We start from the raw sequence: 22313 nt of genomic DNA, 5'->3' as shown, positions 1-22313 counted from the left end.
CCACGGTCCCGTGAGCAGGAGGCAAGTCGTGGACAGATCTCTGGCGGTCGAACGCCGGTTGCGCGACGTTCCGCCCCACGACCTCCCCGCTGCACTGCGCTCGGCGCTGTCCGAGCACTTCGGCGCCGAGGCGGTCGAGCTGCTCATGGCCGACTACGCCCTGACCGAGCTGTGCCAGGTCAGCACCCTGCCGTACACGAACGAACCCATCCCGGTACAGAGCACCACGCCCGGCGACGCGTTCGTTGCCCAGGCCGCCACCTTCGAGCACAACGGTTCGGGCGTGACCGGGTACCTGCCGGTCAGCGTCCGCGGCGACCGCCTCGGCATCCTGGCCGTCACCCTGCCGACTGAACCCGAGCCACCCGTCTGGGCGGAACTTGAGCGGATCGCCGAGGCGGTGGCCCACGAGCTGCTCGTCGCCGACCGGGACACCGACCTCTACACCCAGGCCCGGCGGTCTTCGCGGCTGACGCTGGCCGCGGAGATGCAGTGGCAGCTGCTGCCCGGCCGGGCCTGCACCCGCGCCGAGTTCGCCCTCGGCGGCCAGCTGGAACCCGCCTACGCCATCTACGGCGACTGCTTCGACTGGTCGGCCTCCGCACACAGCCTTGCCGTCACCCTGATCAACGGCATGGGCGACGGCAGCGAAGCCGCGCTGCTGACCAATCTCGCGGTCAACGCCCTGCGCAACGCCCGCCGCGCCGGAGTCCAGCTCGACGCCCAAGCCGAACTCGCCGACCAGGCCCTCTATTCCCACTACCGCGGCAGCCAGCACGTCGCGGCATTGCTGCTGCAATTCGACCTCGGCACCGGTCAGGTCGACGTTGTCGACGCAGGTTCTCCGCGGCTGTGGCGGCTGCGCGACGGCAAAGCCGAACGCGTCCTGTTCGAGGAGCAGTTGCCGCTGGGCGCGTTCGAAGACACCGTGTACGCCGTCCACCAGCTCCAGGCCCTCGACGGAGACCGGTTCGTCTTCGTCAGCGACGGCGTCTACAACGCTGCCGGCCCGCACGGGGACCGCTATGGCGACCGCGAGCTGAGCGAAGCCGTGACGGCCACCGCGGACCTGCCCGCCGCGCACGTGCCCGGTGCGATGCTTCGGGAATTGAGCACACGCCGCCACGGCGGACAGGCCGAGGACGACGCGATGGTGGTGTGCCTGGACTGGTTCGGGCCGACACCGCTGCCGGACGCCGGCACCACTGCATCGATGACAGTGCCCGGCACGTCGCAGTGAAATTCGCTGCCGTCCGGCAGCGGTAGCGGCCGAAGATCAGGACGCGGAGTGCTGCCGCAGCGCGGCCGGACGCCAGATCATCGTCACCTGCGTGCCGTGCTCGCCGGTGTCGACCGTCATCCGGTCGGTGACCTCGTCGATCAGGCGTAGGCCGCGGCCGCCTGAGGTCGGAGGCCGGTGCCCCTCCGCGGCAATCCCGCAGCCTGTGTCCGTGACGGTGGTCGTGACCGTGTCACCGGCCCAATCGGCGTACAGCCGGACCCACCCATCCCGATCGGGATACGCGTGCGCCGCGACATTGGCCAACGCCTCGTACGTGGCGAGCAAGATGTCATAGCTGCTGCCGGCATCCAGCGGCAGCTCCCCCAGCCAGTCTCCCAGCTTCCGGCGCAGCACGGCCGCCTCGCGCAGTGATGCCGGAACGAGTTCTTCGAAGCGCGACCGGACCGATGGATCGATCGGCGTGCTGAAACCGGCAGAGACCCGGTCGGCACTGGTGGCGTCGCTCCTTTTCATTCGCGGTTCGGGAGCATGTCGTCGCACGATCTACTCCTTCCCTCAGCTGCTCGCGCCCCCGTAGTCGCGAGCCTCATCCACCAACTACCCAAGCTTGTCGGCTCTCACCCGTGTCCTTCACCGCCTGCCCTCTGCGACGCGGTCTCCGGACACGGCGACTAATCGCTGATGAGCACATCTTGCATGGATTCGCCGCGGTGTCACGTCTCCAAGGAGCACCGACAATGTGAGAAGCGCGTGCCGCCGCCGCTTCTTCCCGAGACCCCGTCCCGAGTATTGATGACCTACCCACCCGGTCCGGCTCTCAACCCCGTCGGGCCCTGGACCACGCCCTTCTAGGAATCGCCGACCCGCACAGCCGCTCAGCTGCCGCCGACGGGCTCGCTGGTCGACGCGCTTACAGTGCTCCGGCGAGTTCGGTCACCACGTCGGTCAGGATCCGGTCGGTCCGTTCCAGGACGGCCTGCGGCGGCGGTGTCTGGATGTATCCGAAGAACACCTCGACGTCGACGAGATTATGTCCAATGCGGACGCTGAATTCCCGGCTGACCACCACCGCGGGTTTCCCGTGGAATCGACCGGTGAACGACCGGTTGCGCGTACGAGCCGGGTAGGGCAACGCGGATACCGGTCCCGAAGTGAGAACACCGTCGAGATATCCGCCGTCATAGATCTTCTGCTGCATACGGAACTGGGCGCACGCGCGCGTGGCTTCGTCCATGGGGACGAACAAGTCCTCGACGCCGGTATAGGAGGTGACCGAGGCCGACACGTGTCCTCCGCCGACGGTGCCGTCGGCGGCGAAGGCGAAGCTGCGCTCGACATCGGCGGTCCGCGGCATCGCCTTCTCCATTGCGGCGAACTTCTTGTCCGCTGCGTCGCAGGCCGGAGGAGTCACCGTTCCCGAGGTCGAAGGTTCGTTGTCCTCGGGTTTCGCATCGGGTGGGAGAACGGCGGGCAGGCGGCCGAGTGCCGCAGTGGCGGCCGATTCGTCCAGCGGGCGACCATGGTCCACCACCGCCACCGGGGAGACCGGCGCCGGCGTCGGCGTCGGCGTCGGCGCAGGCGGCGCGACAACCGCTTGCCCGGCTGCGTAGTCCTGCTCCGCAACGGTCACCGCCGAGAGCTGCCCGCCGACCAGGACCACTGCGAGCAGCGAAGTGGCAGAACCGGCGCCCAAAGCCCATGACGTCGCTCCGCGCCGCAAGTCAGAACGTGCCCGAATCAGGACGAGCAGTGACGTCACCGGAAGCGTGGCGATCAGCGTGACCAGCAGCAACCAGCCGGGCACTTGCACCGACTGCTGAAACACCGATGATTCCCTGGCGTAGCCGGCGATCCGGACAGCCGTGTACTGAATGGCCCCGGCCACGGCGGTGACGAGCAGCCCGCTCACCGCAGCCGTCGGCACACCGGCCAGGATTGCGCCCCGACGCCGGGTCGCGACAACGACGGCGACCACCGCAACCAAGCCGGCAAACGCACAGATCCACCATCGCTGGTAAGCCAGCACATACCGGACATCGTTGCTCTGGCCGGCTTGCAGGCGCAGGAGCCCGGACAAAGCCGCGGCCGCGCCTCCGGCCACCGCGCTTACCCCGGCCACCGCCACAACGACCGGCCGGGGCCGGCGCCACCGCGGCCGCGCGCCGACGAAGACGAGCCCGGACAGAATCAGGACCGGGGCGTACTGCCACGCCCGATCGCTGCCGAGTCCCAGGACATGACCGCGCACGAGCGCCGGGTCGCGGAACAGCAGGTAGGTCGTCACCGAGGACACCGTCCCGCTGACGGCGGCGGTCAGTGCCACCACGACCGTGAGCACGGCGCCGACCCAGCTCACCCGCCGACGCAGCAGGCTGTCCGCCGGCACGGAGAGACCAGTCGCCGTCGCTGACGTCAGCACACTGATCGCGAACGCAGTCACGGACAGGGCGAGGACCAGCAGCGGCCGTTCCGGGGCGAAGAACGCGGTGAGCGCCGCGGACGCACCCGGCGCCTGCAGGCAGAATCCGGCGACCAGCCCGAACACCGCACCCGCCCAGGAAGACGGCCATCCAGGCTTCGTCAGCGCTGCCCGGCGCGTCCACGCCGGGAGCACGACCGAGGTCCAGAGCACCGCCGCCACGGCCATCGCCACATCGGCCGCCAGCCGGGAACCGGCGTCGAGGGACCCGAGGAGGTTCCCGAGCACGGCGTGAACCCCGTGGTAAGTCAACATCGCCACGATCCCGGCGACAGCCGTGTAGACAAAACCGCCGTCCCAGTTCCCGTCGCGGCCATCTGGGGCGAGCCGGTCCGACGCCGACGGGTGCGTGGCGAAAACTCGGTGAATCCACGAAATCCGGCTGCTTGCGGAGTCGAGGACGACGGCCATGGCGTCCGGGTCTCCGGTCGCATCGGCCGCGTGCCGGTCGGCAGCCAGCTCACGCCGGCGTAACAGGGCCGCGCGGACCACCAGCAGAGACACGGCGGTGACCGCGGCGACGACCAGCGATCCGCCGTAGAAGGTCCACATCGTCGCGGGCGCGTTCAGGATCGGCACCAGCGCCAGGACCAAAGCCGGCAGTGTCAACCAGCCGGCCCACCAGACAGCCGACGCCCACCGGACATCCCGGGCACGGACGTGCCCCAGTTCGTGCAGCGCGACGGCGTCGAACGCGGCCCGGTCGGTATAAGCGTAGGCCTGCGGCACGACAACCCACGGCCGCGCGCCCGGAAGGCCCGTGGTGAATGCATCCCTCACGCCCGTTGCGGGCGGAGCGAGAACCAGTCTTGGCCGTCGGCGCTCGGGCAGTCCCTGGCTGTCGCACAACATCGTGAAGCGCCGGGTGAGCCGGTCGAGGTCAGACGGCGGTACCCCGCCAAGCCGACGCTTGCGCAGCCGCCGACGCGTGCCCAGGCTGCCGATGATCATCAGCAGCCACGCCGTCACCGGAAGCGCGACGGCCCCGGCGAGGCTGGTGAAGCCCAGTCGCTCGTCGTAGTCGTGGGTGCAGGCGGTGTAGAGCGGACCGATCGAAGCGGTCGGCTGCACGTCGGAGACGGAGATGCCGTTGCGAGCCAGGCAAGCCTGCGCCGCGGTGTAATCGCCGAAGTCGTGGGTCACGAACAGGGCTTCCGCGGCGCCCGCGCCGGTGACCGCCAGAGCGAGCATGACCAGCACGTACACCCACCAAAGGCGTGGTGGCGCGGGCACCGGACGCAAGAACGCGGGCTCATCCAGAGCCACGGGTACACCGGCAATCAACGGCGTTCGCCCTTCGCGGCTCGGCGCAGCGCAGCCTCCACAGCATCGGCCAGCAACGCCGCCTCAGCCTCATTCAGGCCCAACGTCTGCCCATGGACGAGGCACACACCCCGGACCTCGTCGATCCGGTCGACGTCCAAGGCCAGTTGCGCCGGCTTCGTCGTTCTCGAGCGGCGGCGCCACCATCGGCGGCGCTGCAGACCGGCGAACCCCGCCGCGCCTAGTACCTGCGCAGCGGTTCCGGTCAGCAACGGGTAGATGATGTCGCTGAGCACCGAGGGATCGGTTCCGCCCAGGCCGACCTCGCCGCCGGTCCAGGCGCCGGCAGGCTTGCGAGAGTCCTTTCCCGCCGCCCACTCGGCCGTGACCAGCGCAAGGTAAGGCAACTGGTCGGGCGCCACCTCGGCGACGACTTCCCGCGCGAGATCCGCGAAGCCGACCACGAGGCGGCCCGAAGCCGCCCCGCCCGAGCCCACGTCCTCCGGGTGGGTCATCTCGGTCATCCGGTCACCCGATCCATGTGTCCACTCAACTGAATCAGCACGGGCTGTCAGTCGTCGTCCGCACGCCCGCAGTTACAGCAATCGCCGGATTCGGCCGTGACAGCCTCCAACAGGTGATGCGGCCTGTCGGCGGGATAACCGCGTAGCCGGACGGCGTCCGTCGACAATGGCGATGACCCGGGGTTTCGACCAGAGTCGATCGAGGAGGCGGTCAAGCTCGGCGCGCTGGCGTTGCTGCCCCGTCACCGAGCCCGCCGGATACGCGTTGACCGCCGCCGTCGCCGAACTCGGACTGTCCCTCACGAACCTGGTCAGCACCGAACTGCTGCGCGGGCTGCTCGCCCTGTTCGGTCACGGCCTGTGGACCGCGGTCCTCGGCGGTGCTGTTCTCCCGCAGCACCCGGAGCACTTCCTGCTGACCGGGCGCCTCCTGCCCGCCTTCGTCGGCCAGGCGCTCATCGCCATCGCGGGCACCGTGTGGCTGATCGTGCTGGTCCGGGCCTCCCGCTCTGAGCCGTTCCCGGTGCGGGGCTACCGCTTTCCCATTCAGCCAGGGCCGGTGATCCACCGGCACACCACCGCGGGGATCGGCCGCTGCACCGGTCTTGGCCTAGGCTTCGGCCATGCCCAAGATCGAATCGTTGCCCCCTGCTGAAGCGTTCGAGTTGCTGCTCGCCGGCAACCGCCGCTTCGTCGCCGGCGCCCCGGAGCACCCGAACCAGGACGCGGCACGCCGCGCCGAGGTGACGCCCGGCCAGCGCCCGTTCGCGGTGCTGTTCGGATGTTCTGACTCCCGGCTGGCCGCCGAGATCATTTTTGATCGCGGTCTGGGTGACCTGTTCGTCGTCCGCACGGCGGGGCACGTGGCCGGCTCGGAGGTGCTGGGCAGCATCGAGTACGGCGTGGCGGTGCTGGACTGCCCGTTGGTGGTGGTCCTCGGCCATGACTCCTGTGGCGCGGTCGGCGCCGCGTCGGCCGCGCTGGAGGACGGGGTGACGCCCGGCGGGTACATCCGGGACGTCGTCGAGCGCGTGACGCCCAGCGTGCTGGCGGCCCGGGCCGCCGGGCGGGCAGAACCGGACGAGATCCTCGCCGAGCACGTCCGGCGCACGGTTGACCTGCTGCTGGAGCGCTCCCGGGTGCTCGCCGACCGGGTCGACGCGGGCCAGGCCGCGGTCGTGGGCCTGTGCTACCGGCTGGCCGACGGCCGCGCGGACGTGGTGGCGGCCCGCGGCCTCGAAGTCACCGCATCCTGACGGTCTCCGGCGCTGGTCGATGCGTTTCGCGTGGCCCTGCCGCGCGGCGAAGCCGGTTGGCGATCGCCAGGCCCAGTCCTTCCTCGACCGGTACGGACGCGACGATGAGGTCGCATCCCAGCTCGTCCAGCTCCCGGAGGAACCCGTACAGCCCGCGCGCGTAGTCGGCCATCGACTCCGGTATCGCCACCGCGGCGTGCGCCTTCACCGGAACGTCAGCGCAGGAGGGTGGGAGGAAGACACCCACCTGGTGCCCCCGTTCCTGCGCGGCCTGCGCTTCGGCGGCGATCTCCTCCGGCTCGACGAGGACGACCCGCGCGCGGGGCGCGTAGTGCGACGGATGCTGGCCGGGGACCCGGATGCGGCTCGTCGATACGGCCGAAACCGGGCGGCCGAGCACTGCTTCCAGTTCCTCCGGTGTCACCCCGCCGGGCCGCAGGATGTTCGGGGTGTCGCCGGTGGCGTCGACGATGGTCGACTCGACGCCCACGTTGCAGGGGCCGCCGTCGAGTACGAAGTCGACGGCGTCGCCGAGTTCGGCGCGGACGTGGTCCGCTGTGGTGGGGCTGACCGAGCCGAAGCGGTTGGCCGACGGCGCCGCGACACCGCCGCCGAAGGCCGACAGCAGCTCGAGCGCGACAGGGTGGGCGGGCACCCGCACCGCCACCGTCTCCAGCCCGCCGGTCGCTTCCAGCGGCACCCTGGAACCGCGGCGCAGGACGAGCGTGAGCGGCCCGGGCCAGAAGTGCCCGGCCAGCGCCAGCGCCGCCTCGGGCACGTCGGCAACCCAGTCACCCAGCTGCGTGGCGTCGGCGAGGTGGATGATCAGCGGGTGCGTCGGCGGGCGGCCCTTGACCTGGAACACGCGCGCCACGGCAACGGGGTCCTCGGCGTTGGCCCCCAGCCCGTACACCGTCTCCGTCGGAACGGCGACCAGTCCCCCGGCGCGCAGCACGCCGACCGCCCTACCGATATCGCTGGCCTTTGGTGTCACCCTCATACCCTTCCTGACCGTTCCGGTGGCGCGCCGAGTGACCTCGCACTCTCGTCCTACAGCAGCGTAGAACCTGCCGGCTGACCGGCGGCTTCCCGGTGCACGGCAAAGCGGGGGCACCGGAATCCGGTGCCCCCGCTCCTCGATCGAGCCGCAGACCGTCAGACGGTGTGCGGGGTGTGCGCGACGGTGTTCCAGCTCGACGCGGTCACGTCGGCGTTGCCGCCGTTGCCGCCCCAGCCGGAGTTCCCGCCGGTGGTGGTGCTGTCGTTGCCGGCGTCGCCGGTGGCCCCGGTGGCGCCGGTGTCACCCGAGTTGCCCGAGGTCACCGCGGTGTGCGACGTCGTGGCGTTCTCGTGCTGCCAGCCGCCGTGGTGGCGGCCCTGCTGCTCGTGCCCGCGGGTCGAGGTGACGGCGGTGTTGCCGCCGGTCGAGCCCGAGTTGCCCGAGTCACCGGACGCGCCGGTCACCGCGTTGTTGTGGCTGGTGGCGTTTCCGGCGTCGCCGGAGTCGCCACCGTTGCCGCCCTTCGCGGTGCCGAGAACCGTGCCCAGGACACCGGAGTTACCGCCCTGGTGGTGCCGGCCCCAGCTGTGGCCACCGGTGTTCGTGGCGGTGTTCTGGCCGGTGGAGACGACGGCGGCGTCGCCGCCGTGGCCTGCCCAGCCGGAGTTCCCGCCGGTGGTGGTGCTGGTGTTGGTCGCGTCACCGGTCATCCCGGTTTCACCGGTGTCCCCGGAGTGGCCCGAGGTCACCGTGGTGGCCGACGTGGTGCCGTTTTCGTGGTGGTTCCAGCCGCAGTCGTCGTGGCCGCGGCCGTCGCGCTCGCCGCCGATGGTCCACACGATCGCGGTGTTGCCGCCCGTGGAGCCGGAGTCGCCCGAGTTGCCGGAGTGACCGGTCACCGCGTTGTTGCCGCTGGTGGCGTTTCCGGCGTCGCCGGAGTCGCCCCCGTTGCCGCCCTTCGCGGTCCCGATGACCCAGCCCACAACACCTGTAATGCCGCCACCCTGGTGGTGCCGGCCCCAGCTGTCGCCACCGGTGTTCGTGGCGGAGTTGTCGCCGGACGCGGCCGTGGTGGCGTCGCCGCCGTGGCCCGCACTGCCGGAGTTCCCGCCGGTGGTGGTGCTGGTGTTGGTCGCGTCACCGGTCGAGCCGGTGGCGCCGGTGTTCCCGGAATTTCCCGAGGTCACCGTCGTGTCGCACTGGGCCAGCACGCACAGGCCGTAGGCGCTGTTACCGCCGGTCGAGCCCGAGTTCCCCGAGTTGCCGGAGTTCCCCGAGACTGCCGAATTGCCACTGGTGGCGTTCCCGGCGTCACCGGAATCGCCACCGTTGCCGCCCTTGGCAGTCCCGAGCACGGAGCCGAGGATCCCGCTTCGCGAGGAGTTCCCGCCTGCGTTGTTCTTGCCCGTGGCCGCGGTGGCCCCGGAGCCGCCGTGACCGGCGTTCCCGGAGCTGCCGCCGGTGGTGGTGCTGGTATTCGAGGCGTTCCCGGTCGAACCGGTCGCGCCCGTGTTCCCGGAATTGCCCGAGGACACCGAAGTGCTGCACTTGGCGAGCACGCAGACGCCGTAGGCGCTGTTGTGCCCGGTCGAGCCGGAGTCGCCCGAGTTGCCGGAGTCCCCGCTCACCGCGGTGTTGCCGCTGTGCGCGTTCCCGCCGGAACCGGAGTCCCCGCCGGCGCCGCCGGCAGAGGCGCCGGAGACCACGGAGTGCAGCGTGGTGCCGAGCCCGCCCAGCGGGCCCGAGTCGCCGGTGTCCGCACTGGCCACCGCTGATCCCAGCAGGACGAACCCACCGGAGATGAACGCGGCGGTCAGGCCGCGTCGCACGTACTTGTGCATGAACTTCCCTTTCCTTAGACCTTCTGTCCAATGTGGAGTTGAGGGGTGGAAAGGGTCCGTCAGCTCGGATGGTCGTTGCCGTAGAAGACCAGCCAGTACAGCGACGTGCGGCCGCCTGGCGGTGCCCGCCAAGCCCGGTCGGGTCCGATTCCGCGTGCTCCGGTCGGTGTCACGACCAGTTCACCGCCGTGCGCATCGCCCGGGCTCGCCGACGTCGAACCGGCCAGCCCGGACGGGCCCGCCGGCGTACCGCCATTGCCGGACCCGCGCATAGGGTCGCCAGTGCTGACGGCCTGCGCCGCTTGATGCCCGTCGACGTGCAAGATGCCGACCGATGCACCGTCGGCTACCTGCGGCTGCCCGTGGTCGGCCACCGGAACGGCTCGATCGGGCGTTTGGACCACGGCCGCGGCCGTGATGTCCTCGCGCGGGCGCAGGCCGGCCGGATCTCCGACCACCGCCCGCATCCGATCGGCTCCGACCGCACGCGCCAGCGGGTCGGTCACCGGAGCCGCGGCCCTCCGCACCGGATCCGTCACCGGCTCCAGCACGGACAAAACCGGCTCCGTGACCGGCCGCAAAGCCGACAACACCGGCTCCGCCGTCCGCAGCACCGGACGCGTCAGCGGAGCGACCGCCGGCTCGAGTACATCCTTCACCGGCTGCACCACCCGTGCCGCCTCCGCCGACAACGCATGAACCGGCTCGGAAACCGGCGTCAACACCGCCTCCACCGGCTTGAGCACACCGTTGACGCGCTCCGTGCCTGGCTTGAGCGGATCGTGTACAGCCGGGCCCGCGCCCGTCAGCAACCCCGGCCGATCCGGCGGCGGCTCCTCGGAGGCGTCCGCAGTGTGCGACGCGAGCAGCGCCAGCACCGTGAACCCGAACAACGCACCGGCCACGACCAGCACCCGAAGCACAACCGGATGCTGCGCCGGCGCGGTGTCCGTCTGGGAAGTATTCATCCATCTCACCCCCTTTCGGGTGTGAACTTCACCGTCAGTCGTGTTTCGGGGCCGAAGACCTCACCGGATTGGGTGTAATTCGAATTTTTTTCTTTTCCCGAAGCGGGTTTGTTATCGCTCAGTAGCGGGTAAACGCGGAGGTTTTGTTCGTACCCCGGGACAACGTCGGCCAGTTGGGCGGAGCATCCACCCATCCGTTGCCCGACCGGCCTCGAACGGGAGGTGTCCAGGAAGGATCCGTCCCAGCGCCGGGACTCTCGGTGGTGGGTGACGCCCGCCGTACGCGCGCGGGCGGGGAGGAGTTCGTCCGTGTTTGGCAAGCGCTATGCCGCTTCGATGATCACCCGGAGCGCGGAGAACGATCAGGATCGCCGGCGTTTCCTCAAAGCCGCCGGCATGACCGGCCTCGGCGTCGTCGGCGCCAGTGCCCTCGGTGGTCTCACCGCCGGTCCGGCCGCCGCGGCCACCGCCCGGCCCGCGGCTGCAGCAGCCGCCGCCGAGGTCAGCGACGGGGCGGTCCTCAACTTCGCCCTCAACCTCGAGTACCTGGAAGCCGAGTTCTACCTGCACGCGGTCACCGGCCGCGGGCTGGCCGACTCCATGACCACCGGCACCGGCCTCCGTGGCGGCGTCACCGGGGGCCGTGCGGTCCGCTTCGAAAGCAAGACGGTTCGCCAGTACGCCCGGGAGATCGCCGCCGACGAAAAGGACCACGTCCAGTTCCTGCGCTCGGCCCTCGGCTCGGCCGCGGTCGCGCGCCCGGCGATCGACCTGCAGTCCAGTTTCACCGCCGCCGCCCAGGCCGCTGGTCTGGTCAAGCCCGGGCACAGCTTCGACGCCTTCGCTTGCGAAGAGAACTTCCTGCTCGCGGCGTTCCTGTTCGAAGATGTCGGTGTCACCGCTTACAAGGGCGCCGCTCCGCTGATTTCCAACAAGGCCTACCTCGAAGCCGCCGCCGGGATCCTCGCGGTGGAGGCCTACCACGCCGGCAACATCCGCTCGCAACTCTACGAGCGCCGCGGCGGCATCCTCGGCCTCGGCCTGCTCGGCCGCGACCTGCGCGAAGCCAGCGTCAAGCTGTCCAACGCCCGCGACAGCCTCGACGGACCCGCCGACGACGATCAGGGCGTCATCGACAACCGCGGCAACGCCAACATCGTCCCCACCGACGCCAACGGCATCGCCTACAGCCGTAGCCCCGGCCAGGTTCTCAACATCGTCTACCTGACCCCGAAGGCAGCGACCTCCGGCGGCTTCTTCCCCCAGGGCGTCAACGGCGACGTCAACACCAGCGCCGGCAACGGCTGATCGGGCGCCGGGCCGCGCCGGGGCTGCACCTGGCGCGGCCCGGCTGCCCCACCCAGATCCCCCACGAACAGCCCGCGAAAGGCAGGGCAAGAACATGTCGGCATCCTCAGCGACCCGGACGAACCGCTCCGCAGCACAAATCGTCGCCATCGCGGTGGCCGCGGTTTTCCTCCTGGTCGGAATCCTCGGCTTCATCCCCGGCTTGACCACCCACTACGACCAGCTCAGCTTCGCCGGACACGACTCGATGGCGATGCTGCTCGGGCTGTTCATGGTGTCGGTTCTGCACAACATCGTCCACCTGCTGTTCGGCGTGGCCGGTTTCGCGCTCGCCCGCACCCACCGCGGTGCCCGCGGCTTCCTCATCGGCGGCGGCATCGTGTATCTCGTGCTCTGGATCTACGGGCTGGTCATTGACCAGATGAGCGCGGCCAACTTCGTCCCGGTCAACACCGCCGACAACTGGCTGCACTTCGGCCTCGGCGTCGGGATGATCGCCCTCGGCCTGATCAGCGGCCGCCTGCCGGCCCCGCAGGTTCGGCGCTGAACGAATATCCCGGCGGCTTGGCGTCCGCACGTACCGCGAGCTGACGCCAAGCCGCAGTCCTCCTATCGACGAGCGCCGTCTCCTCCGGGAGTCACGAGGACGTCCATCGCCACCCTGCCGGGTGGTTTTCGTGTGACACGCTTCCCAAGACCAAGACGGACAGGCCCCGGATTCGAATTCCGGATATGGCTGCCACTGAAATTTCCTCGCCCGCGACATCGCCACCGCAGCGGCCACGGCTGCGCGCGATGTCCGCGGCCGCAGCCGGAGTGCTCGCATTGGCTGCCGCTCTGGCTGCCGGACACCTGGTCGCCGGTTTCGTCAACATCAACGCTTCCCCGTATCTGGCGGTGGGCAACGGCGCGATCGACCTGACCCCGGTCGAGTTGAAGGACTTCGCGGTCCGTACCTTCGGCGTCTACGACAAGCTAGTGCTGCTCTCGGGCATGGCCGTGGTGATGGTCCTGGCCGCCGCAGTCGCCGCCCTGTTGTCACTGCGATCCCGGTGGCCCGGGGTCGTCGTGATCACGTTGTTCGGCGTGGTCGGGCTCGTTGCCGTCTACGCACGTCCGGATTTGACCGCGGTGGCGTTGCTGGCCCCGCTGGCCAGCCTCGTCGTCGGCGTCGCGGTGTTCGTGCTGCTGCACCGCCTCGCGTCACGGGTGCGCCGCGACCCCGACACCGGTGCCAAGACGGGCACTCCGCGGCGGGCCTTCCTGATCGGTGGTGCCGGTGTCGCCGTCGGCGCGGGTGTGCTCGGCACTGGTGGGCAGCTGCTCAGCGGCACCCGTAACGCGACCGCTTCCCGGGAGGCGGTCGGGAAGCTCGTGCCGGCGCGGACCGCCCCGGCGATCCCGGCCGATGCCGACTTCGCCAAACTCGGCACGCCGACGTTCCTGACCCCTAACTCCCGCTTCTACCGGGTCGACACCGCGTTGTCGGTACCGCAGGTGCGCACCGAGGACTGGAGTCTGCGCATCCACGGCATGGTCGGCCACGAACGCCGATACCGCTACAGCGACATCCGCAATCGGCCTCTGGTGGAACGCACGATCACCATGACGTGTGTGTCCAATGAGGTCGGTGGAGACTACGTGTCCACGTCGAACTTCATCGGGATCGACCTGGCGGACCTGCTCGAAGAAGCCGGCGTGCAGGCCGACGCGGAGCAGTTGTTCTCCACCAGCGTCGACGGCTGGACCTCCGGCACCCCGGTGGCCGCAGTCATGGACCGTGGCCGCGGCGCGATGCTGGCGATCGGCATGAACGGCGAACCCCTGCCGCTGGAACACGGATTCCCCGCCCGGCTGGTCACCCCCGGCCTGTTCGGCTACGTCTCGGCGACCAAGTGGGTCATCGATCTGGAGGTCACCACCTGGGCGGCCAAGCAGGCGTACTGGCTCAAGCGCGGCTGGAGCCAGGAAGCGCCGATCAAGACCGAGTCGCGCATCGACACCCCGAAAGGATTCGCGACCATCCCCGCAGGCACCGTACGGGTGGCCGGGACGGCGTGGGCCCAGCACACCGGAATCGCCAAAGTCGAAGTCCGCGCCGACCAAGGACCGTGGCAAGAAGCCACCCTCTCCCACGAAGTCAACGTCAACACCTGGCGCATGTGGTGGATCGAATTCGAACTCGGCAAAGGCGTGCACCAGATCGAGTGCCGGGCCACCGACCGATCCGGCTACACCCAGACCGCCGACCGCGCCGGCACCGTTCCCGACGGCGCCACCGGCTGGCACAGCGCCACCATCACCGCCAACTGACATATACCCGCCGGCCTACAGTTCAGCTGGGAAGACCTTCACCGGCACCAGCGCCCACACCACCTTGCCGCGGCTGTCGGTGCGGACACCCCAATCCAGCGACAACTGGCCCACCAGCCGCAGCCCGTACCGCAAGGCGACGACCCGCACCGCGCCCGCCACCGCGTCACCGTCGTTCACCTCGACCAGCACGTTCTCCGACGTCCGGCCGGCCCGCAGCCACTTCGGTGACCTCGCATGACGATAGGCGTTGCCGACGAGCTCGTCGACCACCAGCAACACCGCACCGAACCGGTCGTCAGGCTCAGCGCCCGGCAGCAACGCCTCGGTCATCGCCGCCCGGACCTGCCGCAGATCCGGGCGGCCGGTCAAATTGATCGTCACATCCACCGTTGATCCTGCCATCGGCCCGTTTCCACGATTGTCGTTGAACGTCACGCCGTCGCTTCCTTCCACTCCACCTGATTCATGTTCGTCACCTTCGGGGGAACGGATGGGCGTCCGATCGAGGGATACGCCGGACAACGACGCTGTGGACCAGTCCGCTCAGCCAGGGGTTACGAACTGGCTCTGAAGGAGTAATTGCGTGCGCGGAGGAGGTCGAGGCGTGGGTGAGCGTGGACTGCTGCGGCTACACCCGGGCGGCACGCCCGCGACGGTAAACCGCCCGGAAGGCCTGCTGGGCCGGTTGCGCAGTACCCGGGTCGCGAGCCCCAAGACCGGCCCCGCGAGGACAAAAGCCTCGCAGTTCGCCGCTGCTCGAGGCACCGCGACCACATGGTTCCTGACCATCGCCCACCGCCGCGCGGTGGACCGGGTTCGCCCCGAGCAAGCCCGAGCCGACCGGGAAGACCGAGCCGGCCGGATGATTGCGCGCCGACCGTTCGACGACGTCTCCGAATCCACGTTCACCAGGCTCGACCGTCACCGTGTGCAGCAATGCTGGGGGCTTTTCCCGACCTGCAATGCGAGTCCGCCTTTCTGGCCTGCTTCAACGGCTACACCTATACGGAGGTCGCCGCCGTGTTGAAGGTGGCCCCGAGCACCGGGAAAACCCGGATCCGCGACGGCTGGATCCGGCTGCGAGACTGCCTGGGGGTGGAATGACGACCGCCGATCTGCACACCCTCACCGGGGCGTACGCGGTGAACGCACTGTCGGACCTGGAACGTATCGGATTCGAACGGCACCTCGGCGAATGCGACGCGTGCCGTCTGGAAGTCGGGGAACTTCAGGCCACTGCGGCTCACCTGGGCATCGCCGTGCGGGTTGAGCCCTCGCCGCGGTTGCGCTCTGCAGTACTGGCCGGGGTCACGCACACCCGGCAGCGGCCGCCGCACATCGCCGGTCGGAAAGCCGGCCGCGGGCGGGGACAGTGGATCGCGTGGCTCGTCGCGGCGGCCGCCGCGGTCGTCAGCGTGGTGCTGGGCGTGCAAGCCATCTCGTCGGATCGGCAGTTTCCGAGCGCGCAACAGGACCACAGCGTGGAATCCGTGCTGACCGCGCCGGACGCAAAAACAGTGACCGCACCAGCCGGCGACGGACGAACCACCGCGGCCACCGTCATCGTCTCCCGCAGTCAGCGGCGGGCCGTATTCCTCGCCGGCTCTCTGCCTGTTCTCGATCCACAGCATGTGTATCAATTGTGGATGGTCGGCGATGCTGCGAATCCGTCCCTCCGGGTCCCATGGTCGCCGATATCCCTGTCGGTACCAAGTATGTGGCCATCACTGTCGAACCGGTTGGTGGTTCCCGTGAACCCACAAGCCCGGCGGTCACCTCCGTTTACCTGACCTGACGGGGCAAACGTCGCACCACCGGTATCACCCAATGGGGTGTATCACCAATCCGCGTCCTCGTCAGAACCGAATGACCGGTGACAGACACTTCCGCCTCGGAATGTGCAAGCCGCTCTCGATGGAGTGATTTTTGTGAACAAGCTTCGTGTCGCCGGCGTCGGCATCACCGCGGCCGCCGCGCTGACCCTGACCGCGTGCGGCAACGACTCCGGCTCGTCGAGCAACGCCAGCAGCAGCTCGATGGCGCCGTCGTCGTCGATGTCCGCCCCGATGACCAGCGCCGGCTCGACCGGGTCCCCCGACGGCGTGACCACCAACGCGGACGTCTTCGGTCCGGCCTGTTCGCAGCTGCCGCAGGGCTCCGCGCCCGGTTCGCTGGACTCGATGGGCCCGCAGCCGGTCGCCTCCGCCGCGTCGACCAACCCGCTGCTGACCAAGCTCGTCGCCGCGGTCAAGGCCACCAACCTGGTCGACACCCTCAACAGCCAGCAGGCCATCACCGTGTTCGCCCCGGCCGACCCGGCGTTTGCCGCCCTGGGTGACGCCAAGTTCAACGAGCTGGCCGGCAAGCCCGCCGAGCTGGCGCCGATCCTGCAGTACCACGTCGTCGGCAAGCGCTACGACGCCAAGGGTCTTGCCGCGGCCGGCTCGGTCGAGACGCTCAACACCGCCGGCGGCCCGGTGAAGATTGAGGGCTCGGGCGAGAACATGACGATCAACGGCGCGAAGATCCTGTGCGGCAACATCCCCACGAAGAACGCCACCGTCTTCGTCATCGATAAGGTCCTCACCCCCGGCACCAACAAGTAGCACCGACCGCCGGGCACACACCCTTCCTCCGCGGGAGGCCCGGACGTGCGGCCGCCGCGACTCCAGCCCACGAAGGAGTTGCGGCGGCCGTGCTACATCCACCGAACGTCCCCAAGCGGGACGCGGGTGGCTCCGACCGGCGGCGGGCTGCAGGAGAGCCGCCGTTGGGGGACGCCGAAAGCGGCGGCGTTCCGCCGGCCGCCGTCACCGCCGGATCACTCCCGGGCGGTTGCCGGCGGCCGGCCCGCGCGGTCGTGCGGCCACCGACTACCTCTCGGTTGACGGCGCAGTCACCGGTTGCCGGCGCGGCGGAGTGTGTCGTCGATGAGGGTCTGCGCCACGATGTGGAGCTTGGTGTTCGTGTCCTGTGACAGGCCGACGAGCAGCATGAACGCCTCGTCTGGCGTACAGCCTCGTTGTGCAATCAGGATGCCTTTGGCTTGCTCGATGACTCCGCGGGTGCGCAGAGCCGCTCGCAGGTTGCGGTTTTCGGCCAGTACGGCCTCACCGGTGGGGTCGGCCGCGGCCGCGTCGAGGGCGGTGCTGTCGTCGGCGGCGAGGAGGGCGTCGAGATCGGTGATGTCTTCGACGTGGTGAAGCACTCCGACGAGGTGGCCGTCGGCGTCGGTCAGCGGCACGTTCAGCGGCGACCAGATCTTCTTGACGAAGCGGCCGCGGTGGTCGGCGTCGGGCACGTCATAGCGCTGAATGCCCATGTGATGACGGCGGCCGCTGCGCAGCACCTGCTCGAGCGAGGCCGACAGGTTCGTCGTTCCGTCGGCGTCCGGGTCGGCCGGGTTGTCGGGAAACGCGTCGAAGATGTACGCCCCGGCGAGGTCGGCCTCGGTGGTGAAGGTCGCCGCGGTATAGGCCGCGTTCGCCGCGTGAATACGCAAGTCGGTGTCCAGAACGAGATAGGGCGCACGCGCCGCCTGGAAGGCAGGACGCGCCCCGATCGTGTCCAGCAAAGCCCCTGACGGCATGTCGTCCCCCTTCTCACCCTCGTTCCCGTGGGACCGGGGCGGAATACCCGCTGCGGAACGGACTCAATCGGGTGACTGTTCGACGTGCACCAGTGAAGTGAGGCCGCTGATGGTGAGCACGGGTTTGAGCACCGGGTTGATGATGAGGCTCACCTGGTCGGCGTGGGCGAAGAGGGCGTTGATCGCGCCGCTGTCGAGGTATCCCACCGCACTCAGGTCGACGATGAGCGGGCCGTCGGCTGTGGCGTCATCGAGGGCGCGGCTGAAGTCGGCGATGTTGCTGAGGTCGATTTCGCCGGTCGCGGTCAGCACGCGGTGGCCGTCGTCGCGGCGGGATGTCTCCAGCGCGAGCGGTGTCGTCATGCGGTTATCCTCGCGTGCAGGTGGACGGTGGTGCCATCAGTGGTCTGGTGCACGTCGACCTCGGTCACCAGTTCCCGCATCAGCATCATGCCGCGGCCGCGCCGGAAGGTCGCGGCGGCCTGCGGTGGCTTCCACGTGCCGGTGTCGTTGACGGTCACGTGCACCCGGTCGGCGAGGGCGATCGCGTTCAGCCGGATGGGACCTCCGGGGGTGTCCCGGTGGCCGTGTTCGATGGCGTTGGCCACGGCTTCGCCGGTGGCGACCAGGACGTTCTGGACCTGTTCGGCGCCCAGGCCGCATCGGTCGAGCCAGCCGCGCAGGGCCCGGCGGGTCGGAGCCAGCTGCCCGGCGTCGGCCGGGAACCCGATCTCCAACGGGCCGGGCTGGCGGTAGAGGAGTACAGCGACGTCGTCTTCGTAGCCCGCCGCGGGCGCCAGGCTGGTCATGAGCTTGTCGGCCAGTTCGTCCGGCGTCGCGGAGGCGCTGTTTTCGAGGAGCTCGGCGACGCGGGTGATGCCTTCGTCGAGCGGGTCGCGCCGGCGTTCCACGAGGCCGTCGGTGTAGAGCAGCAGGGTGCCGCGGGGCGGGATGACGACTCGCGCTTCCGGCCGGTCCAGTCCGGTGCGCACCCCGAGGGGGATGGAGTGGCCGTCCTCCAGCAGCTGGGTGGTGCGATCGGCGTGGACCAGGACCGGCGGCGGGTGGCCCGCGCTGGAGTAAGCCAGCTCGCCGGTTTCCGGGGTGAGTACCGCGCAAAAGGCGGTGGTGCAGGTGGCCCCGGGCAGCCTCGCGGCGAACCGGTCCAGGGCGGCCAAGGCCGCGGCCGGCGTGGGGTGCTCGAGCAGCAGGGCGCGGCAGGCGCTGCGCAGCTGTCCCATGACCGTGGCCGCGGCCAAGCCGTGCCCCACGCAGTCGCCGACGACCAGGGCGATGCGTCCGCCGTCGAGGTCGACCAAGTCGTACCAGTCGCCGCCCACCTGGAGGGGCCGCGTGGCCGCTGGTACCGCACGGCGAAACCACCCGGCAGCTGCTGCGGGCCCAGGATGGCGTGCTGCAGCGCCAGCGCGGTTTCCCGCTGCTGGTCGTGCTGGTGGACCCGCGAAAGCCCCTGGCCGAGCCGGCCGGCGAGCACCGTCAGCAACGTCTCGTCCTCCGAGGTGACCCGCCGCCGCTCGGCCAGTTCCAGCCACAGGACCAGCACCCCGGTGGGATGTTGCAGCGCGATGCCGACGGCCTTGGGATCGCCGGCGGCGGGGGTGAGCAGGTCACCCCCGCGCAACGCCTCGATCGTCTCCCGCGCCTTGGGCGTGAGCTCGGTCCAGCTGGCCGGCTCACCGGCGCACACCAGCTGTGGCTCGGCGCCTTCGGCGGCGGACTCGGCGAACCTCACAGCGACGACGCGCCGTGCCTTCCACACGCGGCACAGCTCCTCAGCCGATGCCGTCACCGCATCGGCCACCGTGTCGGCTTGCGCGAGCTGCTGGCCGAGCGCGGACAGCGCGGCCTGGCGCTGCACCGTGTAGTGCTCGGCGGTGACATCGCGGAATGTGCCCACCGTCACCTGGCGGCCGGTTTCCGGATCATCGACGTGGTTGAAATTCGCTGTGACCCACACCCGGTGCCCGTCACGATGGGTGACCGGAACGGTGTAGCTGCCGTGCGGATCGCCCACCAACATGGCGAACGCCTCGCCAGCCTGTTCGTGAGCGTCCGGGTCGGTGGCGGCGTCCGGCCACCAGGGGTGGAGCGGCTCGTAGGGCAGGCCTTCCGGGCCGAACCCGAGAATGTCGGTGAACGTCGCGTTGATCTCGATGACCGAGCCGTTCTCGTCGCAGACGAAGAACGCCTCTTGCAGCGAATCCACCAATGCGGTGCGCCAGCGGGCGTGGTGATTGCGCAGGCGCGCGAGTTCGACGTTGGCCCGGACCCGAGCCAGCAGTTCAGCGGCGGCGAACGGCTTGACGAGGTAGTCATCGGCCCCGGCCTGCAGTCCTTCGATGGAAGCTTCCTGCCCGGCGCGGGCAGACAGAAGGAGAACAGGCACAGCCGTCGTGCGCGCATCCCGGCGCAGCTCAGCCACCAGGGCGAGGCCGTCCAACGCCGGCATCATCACGTCGCTGATCACCAGATCCGGCGGATCGATACGGGCGGCCTCGAGTGCCTTCCTGCCGTCGACGACGGTGGTGACCAGATATCCGGCGTCGGTCAGCAGACGGGTCAGGTATTCGCGCATGTCGGCGTTGTCGTCGGCGACCAGGACGCGCGCGGGAACGGCAGCGCCGGTCTGCGCCGGGTCCGGCGCATCGTCGGAGCGAACCTCGTCCGGGAGCCAGCGCAAAGCTTCTTGGACGTACTGGTCGGCGATGGCAGAGGGCGCGTCCCGGGCCGCGGCCGGTGCGATGGCCTCGGCGGGCAGGTGGGCGGAGCCGAACGGCAGCCGGATGACGAACGTGGTGCCCGCGCCTTCGGTGCTGTCGGCAGCGATCGTGCCGCCGAGCAGCTCGACCAGCTCCCGGACCAGGGCCAGCCCGATACCGCTGCCCTCGCCGGAGCGGGCGCGGATGTTCTCGATCCGGTGGAACCGCTCGAACAGCCGCGGCATCTCCGCGGTGGGCACGCCGACGCCGGTGTCGGTCACTTTCACGACGGCGCGTTCGTCATCGTGGCCGACGCTGACGGTGACCGAGCCGTCGAAGGTGAACTTGAGGGCGTTGCTGAGCAGGTTGAAGACCACCCTCTCCCACATCCCGCGGTCCAGGTACACCGGCTCGCGCAGCGGCGGGCACTCGACGGTGAACGTCAGCCCGGCTCGTTCGACGGCCGACCGGAACACGCTCGCGAGCTCGGCGGTGACCGCGGCCAGGTCGACCGGCTCGTACCGCGCCTGCATGCGGCCGGCTTCGATGCGGGAGAAGTCCAGCAGGGTGTTGACCAGCTTGCTCAACCGGAGGCTGTTGCGGTGCACGACCTCGAGCTCTTCGCGGGCCCGCTCGTCGCCTTCGGCCCAACGGCCACGCAGCTCCTGCACCGGACCCATGATCAGAGTCAAGGGCGTGCGGAACTCGTGGCTGATGTTGGAGAAGAACGTCGTCTTCGCCCGGTCCAGCTCCGCCAGTTCTTCCGCACGGCGCTGCTGGGCCTGGTAGCTGCGGGCGCTGGCGATCCCGGCGGCGATGTGCCCGGCCACCAGATCGATGAAGCCGCGGTAGCCGGCGTCCAGTTCGCGGTACCGGTTCAACGCCGCCACCAGGAACCCGTAGGGACGGCTGCCCTGCTGCCGCAACGGCACGACCAGCGCGCGGGTGGGCGGCTCCGGCCACGCACCGGTCGGCAGCTCCGGCAGGACCGCGCTGTCCAGCTCGACCAGCACCGCCTCTCCCTCGGCCACGGCCTCGACCGGCCACGCGGTGGCCGCAGGACTGGACTCGATGCCGGTCGCCGAGGCGAGCACCGCGTCCGGGCCGTCGAAGAGGTAGATCAGGGTGAACGGCAGGTCGCGCAGATCCTGGTGAAGCTGTCGGCCGGCGAAGGCGAGTACCTGCTGTTCGGTCTGCACGACGCTGGGGTCCGAGCCGAGGTCCCGCAGCAACGCCATCCGGCGCTCGCCGATGACCCGCTCGGTTTCCTCGGCGACGACGCAGAGCATGCCGACCACCTGGCCGGTGTCGTCGCGCAGCGGGCTGTAGGAGAACGTGTGGTAGGTCTCCTCCGGATAGCCCGAGCGCTCCAGGAACAGCAGCAACGCCTCGTCCCAGGTCGCCTTGCCGGTGGAGAGCACCGTCTGGATCCGGGGACCGATGTCGTCCCAGATCTCCGCCCACACCTCACTCGCCGGCCGGCCCAGCGCCCACGGGTACTTCCGGCCCAGGGTGTCCCGGCGATAGGCGGCGTTGCAGAAGAACGTCAGGTCCGGGCCCCAGGCCATCCACATCGAAAACCGCGACGACAGCAGGATGCTCACGGCGGTCCGCAAGCTCTGCGGCCAGGCCGCCGGTGCGCCCAGCGGCGTCGACGTCCAATCCACCCGCGCCAGGTCACGCCCGATCTCGTCGTCGGCGGCGAACACCTCGCTCAACGGACTGCCGTCAGCAGCTTCAGAACGCACTCAAGGCCTCTCATGCTCGCCTGCCGGGCGTCAGCATTCTGCCGCGATTCGCTGGTTG

General features: G+C 69.8%; 20 protein-coding genes and 1 pseudogene. 10 read left to right on the top strand and 11 right to left on the bottom strand.

The annotated features are described in order from the left end of the window. The first annotated feature begins 28 nt into the window (after positions 1-28). Positions 29-1240, top strand: coding sequence for a PP2C family protein-serine/threonine phosphatase (locus tag ACFPLC_RS23330; RefSeq protein ID WP_378201092.1), 1212 nt, complete (start codon positions 29-31; stop codon positions 1238-1240). Positions 1241-1276: 36 nt separating this feature from the next. Here ACFPLC_RS23330 and ACFPLC_RS23325 read toward each other — a convergent pair whose 3' ends face one another. The 3 genes from ACFPLC_RS23325 to ACFPLC_RS23315 form a co-directional block, all read right to left on the bottom strand. Next, entirely contained in the window at positions 1277-1756 is a 480-nt protein-coding gene (locus ACFPLC_RS23325) for an ATP-binding protein (RefSeq protein WP_378236279.1), read from the bottom strand. A gap of 397 nt (positions 1757-2153) precedes the next feature. Beyond that, positions 2154-4673: a M48 family metallopeptidase gene (locus ACFPLC_RS23320; RefSeq protein WP_378236278.1), complete on the bottom strand. Its 2520-nt coding sequence runs from the start codon at positions 4671-4673 to the stop codon at positions 2154-2156. A 329-nt stretch (positions 4674-5002) separates the two neighbouring features. Next, positions 5003-5392, bottom strand: a complete 390-nt coding sequence (locus tag ACFPLC_RS23315; protein WP_378235916.1) for a hypothetical protein — start codon at positions 5390-5392, stop codon at positions 5003-5005. Between the two features lie 382 nt (positions 5393-5774). Here ACFPLC_RS23315 and ACFPLC_RS23310 point away from each other — a divergent pair, with 382 nt between their 5' ends. Continuing rightward, on the top strand, positions 5775-6164 hold the full coding sequence (locus ACFPLC_RS23310; RefSeq protein ID WP_378201103.1) for a hypothetical protein: 390 nt from the start codon (positions 5775-5777) through the stop codon (positions 6162-6164). Then, the gene (locus ACFPLC_RS23305; RefSeq protein WP_378201106.1) at positions 6133-6765 is read left to right on the top strand and encodes a carbonic anhydrase; all 633 of its coding nucleotides are present in this window, start codon (positions 6133-6135) and stop codon (positions 6763-6765) included. The genes ACFPLC_RS23310 and ACFPLC_RS23305 overlap by 32 nt, the downstream gene beginning before the upstream one ends. On the opposite strand, the gene ACFPLC_RS23300 is transcribed toward ACFPLC_RS23305, so the two are convergent. The 3 genes from ACFPLC_RS23300 to ACFPLC_RS23290 all read right to left on the bottom strand — a co-directional run bounded on the left by ACFPLC_RS23300 (position 6752) and on the right by ACFPLC_RS23290 (position 10265). Further along, on the bottom strand, positions 6752-7765 hold the full coding sequence (locus ACFPLC_RS23300; protein ID WP_378201109.1) for an L-threonylcarbamoyladenylate synthase: 1014 nt from the start codon (positions 7763-7765) through the stop codon (positions 6752-6754). The genes ACFPLC_RS23305 and ACFPLC_RS23300 overlap by 14 nt on opposite strands. A gap of 155 nt (positions 7766-7920) precedes the next feature. Further along, the gene (locus tag ACFPLC_RS23295; protein ID WP_378235915.1) at positions 7921-9606 is read right to left on the bottom strand and encodes a hypothetical protein; all 1686 of its coding nucleotides are present in this window, start codon (positions 9604-9606) and stop codon (positions 7921-7923) included. Positions 9607-9665: 59 nt separating this feature from the next. Beyond that, on the bottom strand, positions 9666-10265 hold the full coding sequence (locus tag ACFPLC_RS23290) for a hypothetical protein (RefSeq protein ID WP_378235914.1): 600 nt from the start codon (positions 10263-10265) through the stop codon (positions 9666-9668). A 618-nt stretch (positions 10266-10883) separates the two neighbouring features. Here ACFPLC_RS23290 and ACFPLC_RS23285 point away from each other — a divergent pair. The 3 genes from ACFPLC_RS23285 (at position 10884) to ACFPLC_RS23275 (ending at position 14195) form a co-directional block, all read left to right on the top strand. Next, the gene (locus ACFPLC_RS23285; RefSeq protein WP_378201118.1) at positions 10884-11882 is read left to right on the top strand and encodes a ferritin-like domain-containing protein; all 999 of its coding nucleotides are present in this window, start codon (positions 10884-10886) and stop codon (positions 11880-11882) included. Between the two features lie 94 nt (positions 11883-11976). Next, the gene (locus ACFPLC_RS23280) at positions 11977-12429 is read left to right on the top strand and encodes a DUF4383 domain-containing protein (protein ID WP_378201121.1); all 453 of its coding nucleotides are present in this window, start codon (positions 11977-11979) and stop codon (positions 12427-12429) included. Positions 12430-12614: 185 nt separating this feature from the next. Next, complete coding sequence (locus tag ACFPLC_RS23275) at positions 12615-14195, top strand: molybdopterin-dependent oxidoreductase (protein ID WP_378201122.1); 1581 nt, start codon at positions 12615-12617, stop codon at positions 14193-14195. Positions 14196-14210: 15 nt separating this feature from the next. Here the strand turns inward: ACFPLC_RS23275 and ACFPLC_RS23270 are convergent, their stop codons facing one another. Then, entirely contained in the window at positions 14211-14585 is a 375-nt protein-coding gene (locus ACFPLC_RS23270) for an ATP-binding protein (RefSeq protein ID WP_378235913.1), read from the bottom strand. A gap of 549 nt (positions 14586-15134) precedes the next feature. Between ACFPLC_RS23270 and ACFPLC_RS23265 the strand changes: the two genes are divergently transcribed. The 4 genes from ACFPLC_RS23265 to ACFPLC_RS23250 all read left to right on the top strand — a co-directional run bounded on the left by ACFPLC_RS23265 (position 15135) and on the right by ACFPLC_RS23250 (position 17086). Further along, complete coding sequence (locus ACFPLC_RS23265; protein WP_378201128.1) at positions 15135-15302, top strand: sigma-70 family RNA polymerase sigma factor; 168 nt, start codon at positions 15135-15137, stop codon at positions 15300-15302. Next, the gene (locus ACFPLC_RS23260; protein WP_378201131.1) at positions 15299-15988 is read left to right on the top strand and encodes an anti-sigma factor; all 690 of its coding nucleotides are present in this window, start codon (positions 15299-15301) and stop codon (positions 15986-15988) included. The genes ACFPLC_RS23265 and ACFPLC_RS23260 overlap by 4 nt, the downstream gene beginning before the upstream one ends. A 138-nt stretch (positions 15989-16126) precedes the next feature. Next, entirely contained in the window at positions 16127-16804 is a 678-nt protein-coding gene (locus tag ACFPLC_RS23255) for a fasciclin domain-containing protein (protein ID WP_378201134.1), read from the top strand. Positions 16805-16930: 126 nt separating this feature from the next. Beyond that, a complete protein-coding gene (locus tag ACFPLC_RS23250) occupies positions 16931-17086 on the top strand; it encodes a hypothetical protein (protein ID WP_378235912.1) in 156 nt (51 codons plus the stop codon). 8 nt (positions 17087-17094) lie between these two features. On the opposite strand, the gene ACFPLC_RS23245 is transcribed toward ACFPLC_RS23250, so the two are convergent. The 4 genes and pseudogenes from ACFPLC_RS23245 to ACFPLC_RS23230 all read right to left on the bottom strand — a co-directional run. After that, complete coding sequence (locus ACFPLC_RS23245; RefSeq protein WP_378201137.1) at positions 17095-17772, bottom strand: ANTAR domain-containing protein; 678 nt, start codon at positions 17770-17772, stop codon at positions 17095-17097. 78 nt (positions 17773-17850) lie between these two features. Then, positions 17851-18150, bottom strand: a complete 300-nt coding sequence (locus ACFPLC_RS23240; RefSeq protein WP_378201140.1) for an STAS domain-containing protein — start codon at positions 18148-18150, stop codon at positions 17851-17853. Beyond that, positions 18147-19058, bottom strand: a complete 912-nt coding sequence (locus ACFPLC_RS23235; RefSeq protein WP_378235911.1) for a SpoIIE family protein phosphatase — start codon at positions 19056-19058, stop codon at positions 18147-18149. Before ACFPLC_RS23235 ends, ACFPLC_RS23240 begins: the two co-directional genes overlap by 4 nt. 665 nt (positions 19059-19723) lie before the next feature. After that, positions 19724-22075: pseudogene (locus tag ACFPLC_RS23230) on the bottom strand (hybrid sensor histidine kinase/response regulator); the annotation flags it as partial. Between the last annotated feature and the right edge of the window lie 238 nt (positions 22076-22313).

The sequence above is a fragment of the Amycolatopsis plumensis genome (genome assembly GCF_042652605.1).
Lineage (GTDB): Bacteria > Actinomycetota > Actinomycetes > Mycobacteriales > Pseudonocardiaceae > Amycolatopsis > Amycolatopsis plumensis.
The sequence above is the reverse complement of the archived record's forward strand: the minus strand, read 5'-3'. Positions and strand labels throughout refer to the sequence as shown.